At 40.6% G+C, this 12,576-nt stretch carries 15 protein-coding genes; 3 read left to right on the top strand and 12 right to left on the bottom strand.

Annotated elements, in window-relative coordinates:
- Positions 1–57: 57 nt before the first annotated feature.
- Positions 58–513, bottom strand: coding sequence for an SsrA-binding protein SmpB (smpB, locus tag AM279_RS05195; RefSeq protein ID WP_054406691.1), 456 nt, complete (start codon positions 511–513; stop codon positions 58–60).
- 121 nt (positions 514–634) lie between these two features.
- On the opposite strand from smpB, the gene AM279_RS05190 reads away from it, so the two are divergent.
- On the top strand, positions 635–859 hold the full coding sequence (locus AM279_RS05190) for a VF530 family protein (RefSeq protein ID WP_054406690.1): 225 nt from the start codon (positions 635–637) through the stop codon (positions 857–859).
- On the opposite strand, the gene AM279_RS05185 is transcribed toward AM279_RS05190, so the two are convergent.
- The 8 genes from AM279_RS05185 to AM279_RS05150 all read right to left on the bottom strand — a co-directional run bounded on the left by AM279_RS05185 (position 860) and on the right by AM279_RS05150 (position 7,569).
- Entirely contained in the window at positions 860–2,332 is a 1,473-nt protein-coding gene (locus AM279_RS05185) for a hypothetical protein (RefSeq protein ID WP_143090330.1), read from the bottom strand.
- A gap of 11 nt (positions 2,333–2,343) precedes the next feature.
- Positions 2,344–3,519: an ABC transporter ATP-binding protein gene (locus AM279_RS05180; protein WP_054406688.1), complete on the bottom strand. Its 1,176-nt coding sequence runs from the start codon at positions 3,517–3,519 to the stop codon at positions 2,344–2,346.
- A 104-nt stretch (positions 3,520–3,623) separates the two neighbouring features.
- Positions 3,624–4,031, bottom strand: coding sequence for a hypothetical protein (locus tag AM279_RS05175; RefSeq protein WP_054406687.1), 408 nt, complete (start codon positions 4,029–4,031; stop codon positions 3,624–3,626).
- Positions 4,032–4,077: 46 nt separating this feature from the next.
- Positions 4,078–4,944, bottom strand: coding sequence for an aldose 1-epimerase family protein (locus tag AM279_RS05170; protein WP_054406686.1), 867 nt, complete (start codon positions 4,942–4,944; stop codon positions 4,078–4,080).
- Between the two features lie 40 nt (positions 4,945–4,984).
- Positions 4,985–5,413: an SRPBCC domain-containing protein gene (locus AM279_RS05165; RefSeq protein WP_054406685.1), complete on the bottom strand. Its 429-nt coding sequence runs from the start codon at positions 5,411–5,413 to the stop codon at positions 4,985–4,987.
- Positions 5,414–5,494: 81 nt separating this feature from the next.
- Positions 5,495–6,406: a hypothetical protein gene (locus AM279_RS05160; RefSeq protein ID WP_054406684.1), complete on the bottom strand. Its 912-nt coding sequence runs from the start codon at positions 6,404–6,406 to the stop codon at positions 5,495–5,497.
- 22 nt (positions 6,407–6,428) lie between these two features.
- The gene (locus AM279_RS05155; protein ID WP_143090329.1) at positions 6,429–7,304 is read right to left on the bottom strand and encodes a hypothetical protein; all 876 of its coding nucleotides are present in this window, start codon (positions 7,302–7,304) and stop codon (positions 6,429–6,431) included.
- 64 nt (positions 7,305–7,368) lie between these two features.
- Positions 7,369–7,569 (bottom strand): hypothetical protein, encoded by a 201-nt coding sequence (locus AM279_RS05150; RefSeq protein WP_054406682.1) that lies wholly within the window; start codon positions 7,567–7,569, stop codon positions 7,369–7,371.
- A gap of 272 nt (positions 7,570–7,841) precedes the next feature.
- Between AM279_RS05150 and AM279_RS05145 the strand changes: the two genes are divergently transcribed.
- Positions 7,842–8,093, top strand: a complete 252-nt coding sequence (locus tag AM279_RS05145; RefSeq protein ID WP_054406681.1) for a hypothetical protein — start codon at positions 7,842–7,844, stop codon at positions 8,091–8,093.
- Between the two features lie 115 nt (positions 8,094–8,208).
- On the opposite strand, the gene clpB is transcribed toward AM279_RS05145, so the two are convergent.
- Positions 8,209–10,818, bottom strand: a complete 2,610-nt coding sequence (gene clpB, locus AM279_RS05140) for an ATP-dependent chaperone ClpB (RefSeq protein WP_054406680.1) — start codon at positions 10,816–10,818, stop codon at positions 8,209–8,211.
- 129 nt (positions 10,819–10,947) lie between these two features.
- Here clpB and ytxJ point away from each other — a divergent pair, with 129 nt between their 5' ends.
- Positions 10,948–11,340, top strand: coding sequence for a bacillithiol system redox-active protein YtxJ (ytxJ, locus tag AM279_RS05135; protein WP_054406679.1), 393 nt, complete (start codon positions 10,948–10,950; stop codon positions 11,338–11,340).
- On the opposite strand, the gene AM279_RS05130 is transcribed toward ytxJ, so the two are convergent.
- Together AM279_RS05130 and AM279_RS05125 are read right to left on the bottom strand one after the other, a co-directional pair.
- Complete coding sequence (locus AM279_RS05130) at positions 11,337–11,915, bottom strand: hypothetical protein (protein WP_054406678.1); 579 nt, start codon at positions 11,913–11,915, stop codon at positions 11,337–11,339. The two genes, ytxJ and AM279_RS05130, sit on opposite strands and share 4 nt — an antisense overlap.
- The gene (locus AM279_RS05125) at positions 11,915–12,574 is read right to left on the bottom strand and encodes a hypothetical protein (protein WP_054406677.1); all 660 of its coding nucleotides are present in this window, start codon (positions 12,572–12,574) and stop codon (positions 11,915–11,917) included. The genes AM279_RS05130 and AM279_RS05125 overlap by 1 nt, the downstream gene beginning before the upstream one ends.
- Between the last annotated feature and the right edge of the window lie 2 nt (positions 12,575–12,576).

Genomic DNA, 12,576 nt, shown 5'->3' with positions numbered 1-12,576 from the left:
AAATATTAAGCACTTTTTGACCTTCGGCTTTATGATTTTCGACTTTTGACGGAGTGATTATTTGTACTCTTTTTTAATGCGGTCGAGGTCGCGTTTTGTGTCGCGCTCTTTCATGGTTTCGCGCTTGTCATAATTCTTTTTACCGCGGCAAAGGCCAATTTCAAGCTTGGCAAGGCCTTTTTCATTGGTAAATAACCGCAGTGGTACTATGGTAAGCCCTTGATTTTGAACGCTCTTTTCGAGGCTTTTCAGTTCGCGGCGGTTCAGCAGGAGCTTGCGTTCGCTTTTTGGGGCATGGCTAAAGCTGCGGCTATAGGCATATTCCTCAATGTTGGTATTAATGGCAAAAAGCTCGTGGTTCTGGAACTCGCAAAAGCTCTCGGCTATAGATGCCTTGCCCAGGCGGATAGACTTTATCTCGCTGCCTGCCAGTACTATACCTGCGTTGTAGCGCTCAAGAACTTCATAGTCAAAGCGGGCGCGCCTGTTTAATATGTTAACTGTTTTTTGCATAAGGACTGCAAATGTAATGACAATATATTGATGATGCAATATGGTTAAGAAACCCTTTACAAATAAGGGCTTGTGGCAATGTTAACTATTGGCATACAGCAAATTTGGCTATTTTTGCACTATGGAAAATGAACATGCAAACAACCCGCTACACGGCATTACCCTAAAAAAGATAGTGGAAGACCTGGTGGCTTTTTATGGCTTTGATACTCTGGCTGAGCTGATTAACATAAACTGCTTTAAAAAAGACCCATCGGTAAAGTCGAGCCTTACGTTTTTGCGCAAGACCGAGTGGGCCCGGAAGCAGGTAGAACAGCTCTACATTAAAACACTGCCTAAGTTGTAGTTATGCCTCTGCCACACCCCTCCACTTTTTAATTGAGATGGTTAGAAAGTACATATAAACTATTATAAATAAGAGGTTTACATAAAACATTTCGGGAATGTGGTCATCCAGCCAGTGTGCAAAAGTGTAGGGTCTTTTCTCGGCAGGCAATTCATAGTATTGATTGCTGTTAGTAACAATAATCATTGATATTAATGGTACTACACTGGTAAAGAGCCATATACAACAGTTCAGCATGATATCTGATATGCCTTTGCCTTCTTTACCCGTTGTTACTGAAAAATAATAGACGGCTGCCCCGGCAGTAATCATAAGCCACATAACAGCATAAGAAGTGCCTGAACTAAACATTATCGCAAACAACCCTACCAACATTAATCCCACAAATATTGATACTAAGGCAATTAGCCAGCTTCGCCCTGATGTTACCCTGAATGAAAAGATAAGCAACGAGAAGCTAAAACCGGCCATGAGGTATAGTATAACGCTCTTATAATCAATAAACGGTGTATACTTAGCCTCATACATTTTTTCATAATTATACCTCAACTCACCATATGGTACATGATGTTTTAGGTCAGTTTCAATATACTGGTTATAACTGGTGCTTACGCCAACAGCATAATTTTCAGATGGTAACGGCGGCTGCCTGAAACGTATATATTTATACTTCTTGAAAGTAGGCGGATTGTACACATAGTTTGTCCATTCTTCGCCGGATATATTACTTTTTAGGTTGTGGTCAAGGCCAATTTTAATAAATTCATTAAGAAGCTTTACCACAGAGTCGCGCCGGCCATTTATAAGCCATGATTTAATCCTTTGGTTATTAACAGAATCTCTGTTTTTATAAGATACATTACGTTGACGCATCATAATGCCATATCGATAACTGCCAAAACCATCAATGTTCTTTTGAAGCAATGATGCAGGTTGCGACTTGTCTTGAGGTATAGCGTTCTCTACAACAACATTTGTATCATTTTCATCTACATAATCATCATAGAGCGTGGCATCATCTGTAAATAGTGATACCATACTTATTACATCAAGCCTGTGCTGTAATTCTTTATCACTTAAATACGCAGTTTTGCGTACATCAAGCCCCCACATATAACTGGCTGTATAAAAGCAATTTAATACACAGATAACCAGTATTATAAGCCATTCTTTATATAATGCATTATTATTTTTAGGGTAAAAAGACTTGAATGCATTGTTCCTGAAATAATATACCAACCATAAAATCAGCACAATAACACTTAGCAATACACTAAAAAATATAATGACGGGAGAATCATTATCAAAATTATAGCCGTACCTGCTCTGGTTAAAGTCGAGTCCGCCTTTGGCAAAGCCCACTAAAAACAGCAGAATATTTAAGGCTATGGTTATGGCCAGCATGGGTACTACTTTTATATTCCAAAGCAGGGGATGGCGAAGGAGGAGATGGTTTTGTATCTTGTTGAACATCAGCTTACAATTTAGGAAACAAAGAAACGACGGGTTGAGTTTGATATATTGCGGAAGTAAACAATTGGTATATTTTGTGATATAACTTCCTGTAGAAAAGCATTTTGGGTGGTTTCGCCCTTAAAAGTAGCTATGTAAGTGCCACCGTTAAACTGTAGCCCTTCAAGGCCAAGCGGTTGCAATGCTTCGCTAAGGCGGCTTTGGCTCCATTCACTTTCAAATTCTATTACAAGTGGTTTAAGTTTAGCAGGCTCAATGCTTTCATTTTCAACAACCTGATTTGGAGTGTCGTGTAGGTTTTTCTGCACTCCCTGTTTAAGGAATATTACCTGGTCGCTGGTTTTTTCTACCTCATACAGCTGCTGCGAACTCAAAACGATACCAATAGGCCTGAATGGCGACTTTGCAATGGCCCTGAAGTCTTCCAGCACCGTTTGCTGCGCCAGGATATCAAGGTTGGCGAGAGGCTCGTCTATAAGCAGTATTTTGGGTTTGCGGAGCAGCATACGCGCCAGTTCAAAGCGCATTTTGTAGCCCGATGACAGGCTCTTCCAGCTGTGCTGACGGAATTTTCTGAGCCCAAGCCGTGCAATAATCAGCTCAACAACCAAATGGTTTTCTTCGGGCTTATACCCGTATGATGCAGCTGTAAACACAAGGTTTTCATACATAGGGCCGCGCCAGGTATCTGTACGCTGTGGTATATATACCAACCTGGTACGTAGGTCATATAAATCCTGATACTTAAAGTTGTAGTTGATGTTTCCGCTTGTGGCATAAAGTTCACCGCACAGCAGGCGCAGCAGCGTGGTTTTTCCGTTGCCGTTTTCGCCTACAAGGCCTATAATGTCACCTTCATACAACTCGAGGTTTACCGGGCCAAGGGCAAATGCCGACGGGTAGTATTCTTTCTTGACATTTTTAACTTCAAGTATTTTTTCCCTCGGTTTTATAGTACGTGTGGAAAGTGTAACATATAAATCATCAAGCAGGCTGTCCAGCCATGCTTTGGCTTCTTCGGGCGAAGGGCTGGCATCGAGCCGGTTAAGTAAGTCATTAGCCTTACGGTAAAAGGAGATGTCTTCTGTATCGAGCGTAAAATCAATAATCCGTTTTAAGGCTACTGCATGGTCTCCAAAGCGCAACAGGTCGCGCACTTCATCAAAGTGTTTCTGGATTTGGTTCATTGGTTATTGGTAAGTACCCAAATATATTAAAGAAACCAATGCGCTGAAATAAAAAATCTTCCGGGATGGAAGATTTTTCTATGCTTTAATTTTAGCTAACAGGCTTATTCTGTTACTTCAATTGTTTTTATAATGGGTGATCCATCGTTTTGTGTCAAAAAGTGTAATATGTAAGTGCCCGGTACAGAAGCTTTAAATTTATAAGGTTTTGTAACCGATGTAGTTGTTTCGTTGCAATTACACCCGGTATAATCTACCGCTGCTGCAACTCTTCTTGGAAACGTGGTGTTTAGCTCGGCAAAGTCATAAAATACACCGCAGCTGTTTACTATGGGGAAGGTAACCATAAATTCTACCTCTACATTAACCTGGGTAGTTGCCGGGCCTACTACCGCTGTAGCGGCCATGTATGCCCTGTTAAAGCAATAATTGTCGTCGTTATTAATGCTACAGCCCTGTAATATAAATACAGCGCCGGCAAAAAATAAAAGTTTAGTTATTAAGGTTTTCATACTATTTGGTTTTATGAGTAGATGTAAAAACCACCAGGGGGTTGCGTTATAGTTTTTTGCCCTTAAGAATTTCTATTGTAAAGGCGGCTGTAAAGGTTTCATTTTCAGGTAAAATAATGATGCCCTCTTTTTCTTTAAAAATGCCATTGCTATTAGTAGCATCACTATAACCCTGCCATGGTTCTATACAAATAAAAGGTGCGTCTTCTTTTGTCCAGATACCCAGGTGCGGAAAATCTGTAAAGTTTACTTTAAGGACAGGCTCGTTATCTTTGGCAATTGTTATGGCATTAGATGTTAGTGTTTTAAAAATAAGGGCATCATTAGCAAATAACCCATAATTTAGGGGTAGCACATTGCCATTTGTGGCTATTTCAATTGATGTGTTGCCAATCAGGTCGTTTTCAAGCTGTGTACTTGCCAGGGGTTCTTCTTTTTCGAAAACAAGGCTGTAGCTTTCAAAATTTCCCGGTAAAGCAAAAGCAGGGTGTGCACCTATAGAAAAGGGCAGGGGTTCAGCTCCTTTATTTATAACATTATATTTTATTTCAAGTGATTTTTGGTTTAACGTATACACCAGTTGCAACTCAAAATCAAACGGATAGACTTTTTTAGTTTCTTCGTTTGACGAAAGGCTGAACGTTACACTATTCTCGTTTTGCCCTTTAACGGTAAAAACGTTATCTCTTGCAAAGCCGTGGCGGCTAAGTGCATAAGGCTGGCCGTTGTACAGGTAAGAATTGTTTTTAAGCGTACCCACAATAGGAAAGAGCACCGGACTGTGCTTGCCCCAGTATTTGGCATTGCCTTCCCAAATATATTCGGTATTGTTGTTTTTTAATGAATTAAGCTCTGCACCTTTAGGGTTTATTGTAGCCGTAAGAATGCCGTTAGATAGGGTTATATTTTCCATTTACCTGGGTTGATTTTTGCTGCGAATATACGGAATATGCCTACAGCAATACTTCTTTTTTCTCGGCGAGCTCTTTTATTCTGTGCGAGGCAGTATCGCTAAAGCGAAGGCTGTCTTTATAATAGGCATCACCCTCAACCAGTATGGCAAAATCGCCAATTTCAGTAGTAAGCCAGGTATGCCCGTCTTCATCAGCAGAAATTCGGTATGTATACCCTACAGTAGTTACTTCCTCTTCCCATGTTGGCATATAGAGTGAGTACCCAAGCGCCTTATTCATTTCAAACAGGGCTACACTAAGGCGTGACTGGGGGTAGTTGAGAACCGTTTCAGGGCTTATTTCATAATCGCCAAAATCTTCAGGCAGGCTACCCCACTGGCGAATGTATTCCGGCTTTGTGAGTATTTGCCAAACCCTTTCAGGTGAGGCGTCTATTTTAATGCTTTGTTTTGCTATAAGTGATTTCATAATGGTAATTTGTTGGTTATTATAAAATTACCATATCATTTGCTTATATCACAACGGTTTAACGTTACTTTTTGGTTGCACTTACCATACCTGAACCCAATCGGTATAAGTATTTTCACCACATACACCTCTTACGTATATATCCTTTGCAGAATAATTTGATAAAGGTAGGCTAGGGCTGTCTGTTGTTATAATCGTGCCGCTTTCTAATGGCTGGCCTTCTGGTACAATTACATACTGCCATTGGGCATAATCATAGCTGCCATTCCACCACCATATATAAACATTTCCACCACCTGATATTGTAGACTGGATATTATAGGGTTTAAGGCAATGATAATCTTCAATATTTATTTCAACAGGCTCTGTCCATCCTCCTTTTTTTCCGTCTTCACATACTGTCCGGAAAGAAACACTATAAGTTCCCGGTGCAATCCCTCTTTGTATCAAATCATATAATGGCCAGAGTTGCCTGGGTATTTCTGTTATTTTACTTTCACCGTTTTCGCTTACAAACCTAATTTGTAATGTATAGCTCATATCGGTCATGTCTGTAGTGATATCACGATTTAATATAGCCCCATTAATTGAGATTGAGTTTACAGTTAGTGGTTTATCGCAAATTTCATTAATTATAATTGGTATAATATTAGTCCAGTTGCTATTACCATTACTACCGTCACTACAGGGAGTACGCAGGTAAAGGCCATAGTTACCGGGAATTAAACCGGCCTGGCTAAAATCTACCTCATTATTATTTACAGGTAATATAATGCCGTCATTTGGGTTACCGCTAAGTGTAGTTATACTTGCTTCTGTAGCAATATCAGAGCTTTCACTGTAGCTTAAAAGTATTGTATTGCCATCCTGTTCATAAGACTGAAGCGAAATTGCTACGCCACAATTGTTAACCTCATTCTCATTATCATCGGCACAACTCATAAAGAGCAGGAACGTTGCTAAAATGGTAGTATATAATGATATGGTTTTCATAACTGCTTTTTAAAGTTTAAGATTAAAATACTTTTGCCCAGTCAGTATAACTGTTTTCTCCGCATACACCTCTAACATATAAATCTTTATTAATTGAAGTTGATAATGTTAGAATAGAACTTCCTATTGTAGGCTGTATTGTTCCGGTTGAAATAAGTTCTTCTTCATTTATATATACAAATTGCCATTGATTATAATCAAAGTATCCATTCCAATAGACCTCCACATTTGCTGATGTATTATATACAAAAAAATCAACAGGTTTGACACAACGATACTCAACTATATTGATTTCGATGCCTTCAGACCATACAGTTTTACTGCTGCTGTTGCATGTTCCTCTTAAAGAAAAAACATAGTTACCGGGTTCTATATCTATAGTGTTTAAAAATATTGCGCCATTAGGTATGTACATCTCAGTTATATATTCTTCACTACCATTTCTTTTAAATCTCGCTTCAAGAGGAAAATCAACAGAGCCATCTATAAGGAAATCAAAATCAAATAAAGTACCATTTTGAGAAGGCGAACTTACAATAACAGTTGCGTCACACACGCTATTTATATGGATGGGAATTGGATATGCCCATTCACTCTTGCCACCATTGCAAATGCTCCTGACATAAAGCCCATAATTACCGGGAAGTAACCCTGCCTGGCTAAAGTTGATAGTATCATTTTCTGCCTGAAGTATTATGCCTTCATCAGGATTGGCATTACCTGAAGTTATACTTGCTTCTAATGTAGTTGCAGAACCTTCGTAATCAATAATTAGTTTATAACCGTCCTGTTCATAAGATTGTAGGGTAACGGTATCGCTACACTGTGTATCATTATCGGCACAAGCGGTAACCATAAACAAGACTATAAGTACAGAAAATAAGGAGAAGATTTTCATGGTAGGTTTGTTTCCCGAAATATAGGAAATACCCCTTTTAATTACAATATCTTAAAAAAATATTTCAGGCTTTGCTGTCATCGCGGGTACTGCGCACAAGGCCTACACCGGCTATAAAAAATATAAGGCCCAGTATGCCATATATTACTGTAATTTTTATGGTTTGCGCACCGGTTTCGGTATTGGCAAAAATATAGGCGGCATATATAAGGCCCACAATGCCCAATATGGTGAGTGCCGCGCCAAAAATGCGTTTAAGGTTCATAATCAGTAGTTTTGGTTATTACAAATTTCTGATTATTTTAAATTTAAGGGTGTGAGTTTTTAAAAAGATTAACATGCTAAGTGAAATAATTTTATAATTTTTCCACAAAGTCTTATTTTGTTGATGTTCCCGATAAGCCTGTAAGTTTGGTACTGCTAAAGTTTTCTTAACAAAAAGTTATTTACTCACAAAGTTCTGTTGGGGTACAATTTTAATGCTGAAATTTGGTTTGATAATAAACAGGATTGTTTCACCTCCTTACCACTTTTACTATGAAACTGCTTTACATTATGCTGGCTACCTTTGGCGGTTTGTTTGCCGGGTACATGGTGCTTAACAACTTTACGTTTGACAATATAAGTTTTAGCAACTACCTGATTAGTACATTATTTATACTACTTATGTGCTGCCTGCTGGCAATAGGGCTGGGGGTAATAGTTAGCTACAGGAGAAAGAATTCAGATAAAAATGTAATGACCATCCGTCAATACTACCAATATAAAGATATTAAAGGCACCCGCTGAACACACGGGTAATGCCTTATATGTGAAACGGGGTTAGCTCAAAGTGAGTAACCCCGTTTTTATTTGCCGTAAAAAACCGCCCTTAAAAGGCGGTTTCAGTATCTAAATAAGCAGTTCAGTTGTTTTCAACCAAATCAGTCTGATTACGGAAAACCAATTGGCCGTCAAAGCTGTCGAGCAGTATAATACTGTCAGTAGTAACCTTACCACTTAATATTTGCTTGCTCAGTTCATTCATAACCTCTTTCTGAATCACACGCTTAACCGGGCGTGCACCAAAATCAGGGTCGTATCCTTTTTTAGAAAGGTAGTCTATGGCCTCCGGTGTGGCATCGAGCGTAATGTTTTGCTGCGCCAGGAGCTTTGTAACACTCTTAAGTTGCAGGCCTACAATTTCATGAATGTTAGCGCTGCTAAGCGGGGTAAACATTACAATATCGTCTATACGGTTTATAAACTCCGGCCTTACGGTTTGCTTTAGCAGGCCAAGTACTTCAACCTTTGCAGCCTCAATGGCGGCTTCCATATTGCCTTTAAGGTTCTCAAACTTCTCCTGAATAATATGGCTGCCCATGTTGCTGGTCATGATGATGATTGAGTTCTTAAAATCAGCTACACGGCCTTTGTTATCGGTCAGGCGGCCTTCATCCAAAACTTGCAATAATATGTTGAAGGTATCCGGGTGTGCTTTTTCAATTTCATCCAAAAGTACCACACTATATGGCTTGCGGCGCACGGCTTCAGTAAGCTGGCCACCTTCATCATAACCCACATATCCCGGAGGAGCACCCACAAGGCGGCTCACGCTATGGCGCTCCTGATATTCGCTCATGTCTATACGGGTCATGGCGTTTTCATCATCAAACAGGTAGGAGGCGAGGGCTTTAGCAAGTTCAGTTTTACCCACACCGGTTGTACCAAGGAATAGGAACGAGCCTATAGGTTTCTTCTGGTCCTGTAGCCCGGCACGGCTGCGGCGTACGGCATCGCTTACCGCCTCAATGGCTTCTTCCTGGCCCACAACGCGTTTGTGTAACTCGGCTTCAAGGTTAAGCAGTTTTTCGCGTTCGCTTTGCAGCATTTTGGTTACCGGTATGCCTGTCCATTTCGCTACCACCTCTGCAATATCCTCATGCGTAACTTCTTCTTTAATAAGACTGTGGCCTTTTTGTGTTTCGGCAAGCTGCTGCTCCATAGCCGCAAGCTTTTCCTCAGCTTCCTTAATTTTGCCGTATCGGAGTTCGGCTACCTTGCCGTAATTGCCTTCACGCTCGGCACGTTCGGCTTCCAGCTTAAAGTTTTCAATATCAGTCTTGGCTGCCTGAATGTTATCCACCACATCCTTCTCGCTTTTCCAGCGGGCATATATTTCGTTGCGCTCTTCCTTAAGGTTGGCAAGTTCCATGCCCAGCGATTTCAGCTTGGGCTCGTCATTCTCACGCTTAATGGCTTCAATTTCAATCTCCAGCTGCATTATTTTGCGGTCCAGCACATCAAGTTCTTCCGGCTTGGAATTGATTTCCATACGCAGCTTAGAGGCGGCTTCATCCATAAGGTCGATCGCCTTATCCGGAAGGAAACGGTTGGTAATATAGCGTTGGCTAAGCTCTACGGCAGCTATAATGGCATCGTCTTTAATGCGCACCTGGTGGTGGGTTTCATATTTCTCCTTAATACCGCGAAGGATGGAGATGGCACTTTCGGTATCGGGCTCATCTACCATTACCTTTTGGAAACGCCTCTCCAGCGCCTTGTCTTTCTCAAAATATTTCTGGTACTCGTCGAGCGTTGTGGCACCTATGGCACGCAGTTCGCCACGGGCAAGGGCAGGCTTTAGTATGTTTGCGGCATCCATAGCGCCATCGCCACCACCGGCACCCACAAGGGTATGTATCTCATCTATAAAGAGTACAATATCGCCCTCGGCAGAAGTAACTTCCTTTACAACCGATTTAAGCCTTTCTTCAAACTCGCCTTTGTATTTGGCGCCGGCAATCAGTGCACCCATATCAAGCGAGTACACCACCTTATTTTTAAGATTTTCAGGCACATCGCCCTGGATTATACGGTGTGCAAGGCCCTCGGCAATGGCGGTTTTACCCACGCCGGGCTCACCCACAAGCATAGGGTTATTCTTGGTGCGGCGGCTCAAAATTTGCAGCACACGTCGAATTTCCTCATCACGGCCAATAACCGGGTCGAGTTTGCCGTCGTTAGCCAGCTGGTTCAGGTTCTTGGCATATTTGTTAAGCGAATTGTAGGTTTCCTCGGCACTCGCCGAAGTAACGCGTTCGCCCTTGCGTAGCTCTTCAATGGCTGATTTAAGGCCTTTTTCGGTAACGCCCTGATCTTTTAAAATCTGGGCTACCTTGCTTTTTGTGTTGAAAATACCCAGCAGCAGGTGCTCAATGCTCACAAACTCATCGTTCATTTTGCGGGCAATGTTGCCGGCCTCGTTTAGCGCGGTAGATGCATCACGCGAAATGCCCATTTCGCCGCCCTGTACTTTAGGGAAGCTTTGCAGTGTGCTGTCTAATATTTGGGTAAACAACCCCAGGTTTACGTTGAGTTTCTTCAGTAAAAACGGGGTAACATTCTCATCAACCTCCAGGATAGCTTTCACGATGTGTTCGTTCTCTATCTGCTGGTGGCCCAGGCCCTGGGCTATTTGTTGTGCCCTTTGTATGGCCTCCTGTGATTTTATAGTAAAATTGGCAAAGTTCATATCGTAATTTGATTATTTTTGAAATGTAACAGGCAATTTTAATTCCAGTCCGTAAAATCCGACAAATAGTCTGATTATGATGCAAATAGCGCAATATAAACCGACAAATTGTCTTAAATCAGTAACAAAATGAGTCTTTTTGGTAATTTATTCGGTAATTCTGACAGTAAAGGTACAACAGGTTCAACCTTTAAGTGGAATGATTTAACACAACTAAAACAGTTGGATGATGTGGTCGCAGAATCGGCCACGCAGCCTGTTATTATCTTTAAGCACAGCACACGCTGCCCCGTAAGCCGTATGGCGCTGAGGAATTTCGAAAACGAATATGCCATTGATGCCGATAACGCCAAGCCGTATTTTCTTGACCTGATAGAACATCGTGATGTAAGCAACGAAATTGCCACACGTTTTAATGTTGTACACCAAAGCCCACAGGTACTGGTTATTAAGGATGGTAAATCAGTGTATGATGAATCACACGATGCTATTGATGCAGGCGTGGTAAGGGGGAAGGTTTAATAGCGGGGAATTTTTGACCTGTAACGTGCAATAATATCGTGTTCAGGACAATTGAATTTATAAAAATACAGATAGTTGTATTTATTATCAGAAGTAATAGTGTCAATACCAAAGTAAGAAGGCAGGAGCTCTGCAGATATTAGAGTATATTTTCCGTTTATTTTGGTAATAATTGCACGTGTAGGCTGATAACAATGGCCTGAAGCAAGACACGGCATAATGTGGTATTTTATAATACCGTCTTCATGATTATCGTTATTGAGATGATACCTGTAAAGGGTATCATAGTATGCACACATTTGATTTCCTTCTTCATCCTGATAGCCTGTTTCAAGATTATGTATGCCTTTTGCTGCATAATATTCTTCGAGTACTTTTTGTGCTATAGCTTCAGTAAGTATGCTATTGCCTTTAGGGTTTGTAAAATTAAGGCTATCTATAACAAGTAGCGTATCTATAACCTTAACGGAATCCTTAACAGTACCGGCTGTTTTTGTAGCCAGTAGTGCCGGTTGCTCTTTTTTAAAGGATAGTGCCGTTAAGATTATGATAAACGTGAGGAGAAAGCTTTTCATTATATTACAACGGCATCAGGTGTAAGTTCTTCTTCTTCAAATCCGTAATCTAAGAAAATTGACCTTACCATTTGTACTGCCTCATACTTGTTATACGTGCCGGGGTTTCGCCTTAGTTTGGTATAATTAGTTTCAACAAGGCTGTTTACCAGTTGTCTTATGGTTTTGTAACCAAATTTAGAGTTTACTTTAGTGCTTATGTAAAGCACTGCAATAGCAATGGCAATTCCATATATAAACTTCCAGCTAAAAAAAAGGCCTATAAGCGATGCAATTATTACAATTGCTACAGGCCACCCTATATATGCCGGCAAAGCAAAAATATAGAAATCAAAGCCTAACAGTTTCCTTACTTTATTTACAGATTGTTTCCTGTTTTGTTTGCCAAAAATATCTTCCAGCAGGGCATCAGGCATTATGTTTTCTTTTTCAGTGATGCCTGCTGTAACTAAAGCCTCCCTTAGCTTATAAAAAGCCTGTTGCGACGTACAATCATCTATATGCTGTAAGGTAATCCTGTTACTAATGCAATCAACCAGTTGACCATAGGTCATACCATCAAAAAAGTCCTCTTTTTTAAATTCAAAACCAAATGAGTTTTGAATTTTGATAAGGATATCATCCAAGTCATCCGGGTCAATGCCTAAATGGTTTTTCATAG

This window comes from Flavobacterium akiainvivens (assembly GCF_001278115.1).
Taxonomy (GTDB): Bacteria; Bacteroidota; Bacteroidia; order Flavobacteriales; family Flavobacteriaceae; genus Flavobacterium; species Flavobacterium akiainvivens.
This window is presented reverse-complemented; position numbering and strand designations above follow the sequence as displayed.

Excerpts from the sequence above, each read along its gene's own strand:
- AM279_RS05190 (WP_054406690.1), top strand. The coding sequence starts at position 635 with ATGGAAAATGAACATGCAAACAACCCGCTACACGGCATTACCCTAAAA.
- AM279_RS05185 (WP_143090330.1), bottom strand. The coding sequence starts at position 2,332 with ATGTTCAACAAGATACAAAACCATCTCCTCCTTCGCCATCCCCTGCTT.
- AM279_RS05170 (WP_054406686.1), bottom strand. The coding sequence starts at position 4,944 with ATGGAAAATATAACCCTATCTAACGGCATTCTTACGGCTACAATAAAC.
- AM279_RS05165 (WP_054406685.1), bottom strand. The coding sequence starts at position 5,413 with ATGAAATCACTTATAGCAAAACAAAGCATTAAAATAGACGCCTCACCT.
- AM279_RS05145 (WP_054406681.1), top strand. The coding sequence starts at position 7,842 with ATGAAACTGCTTTACATTATGCTGGCTACCTTTGGCGGTTTGTTTGCC.
- AM279_RS05155 (WP_143090329.1), bottom strand. The coding sequence starts at position 7,304 with ATGAAAATCTTCTCCTTATTTTCTGTACTTATAGTCTTGTTTATGGTT.
- AM279_RS05125 (WP_054406677.1), bottom strand. The coding sequence starts at position 12,574 with ATGAAAAACCATTTAGGCATTGACCCGGATGACTTGGATGATATCCTT.
- smpB (WP_054406691.1), bottom strand. The coding sequence starts at position 513 with ATGCAAAAAACAGTTAACATATTAAACAGGCGCGCCCGCTTTGACTAT.
- AM279_RS05180 (WP_054406688.1), bottom strand. The coding sequence starts at position 3,519 with ATGAACCAAATCCAGAAACACTTTGATGAAGTGCGCGACCTGTTGCGC.
- AM279_RS05160 (WP_054406684.1), bottom strand. The coding sequence starts at position 6,406 with ATGAAAACCATATCATTATATACTACCATTTTAGCAACGTTCCTGCTC.
- clpB (WP_054406680.1), bottom strand. The coding sequence starts at position 10,818 with ATGAACTTTGCCAATTTTACTATAAAATCACAGGAGGCCATACAAAGG.
- ytxJ (WP_054406679.1), top strand. The coding sequence starts at position 10,948 with ATGAGTCTTTTTGGTAATTTATTCGGTAATTCTGACAGTAAAGGTACA.
- AM279_RS05150 (WP_054406682.1), bottom strand. The coding sequence starts at position 7,569 with ATGAACCTTAAACGCATTTTTGGCGCGGCACTCACCATATTGGGCATT.
- AM279_RS05175 (WP_054406687.1), bottom strand. The coding sequence starts at position 4,031 with ATGAAAACCTTAATAACTAAACTTTTATTTTTTGCCGGCGCTGTATTT.
- AM279_RS05130 (WP_054406678.1), bottom strand. The coding sequence starts at position 11,915 with ATGAAAAGCTTTCTCCTCACGTTTATCATAATCTTAACGGCACTATCC.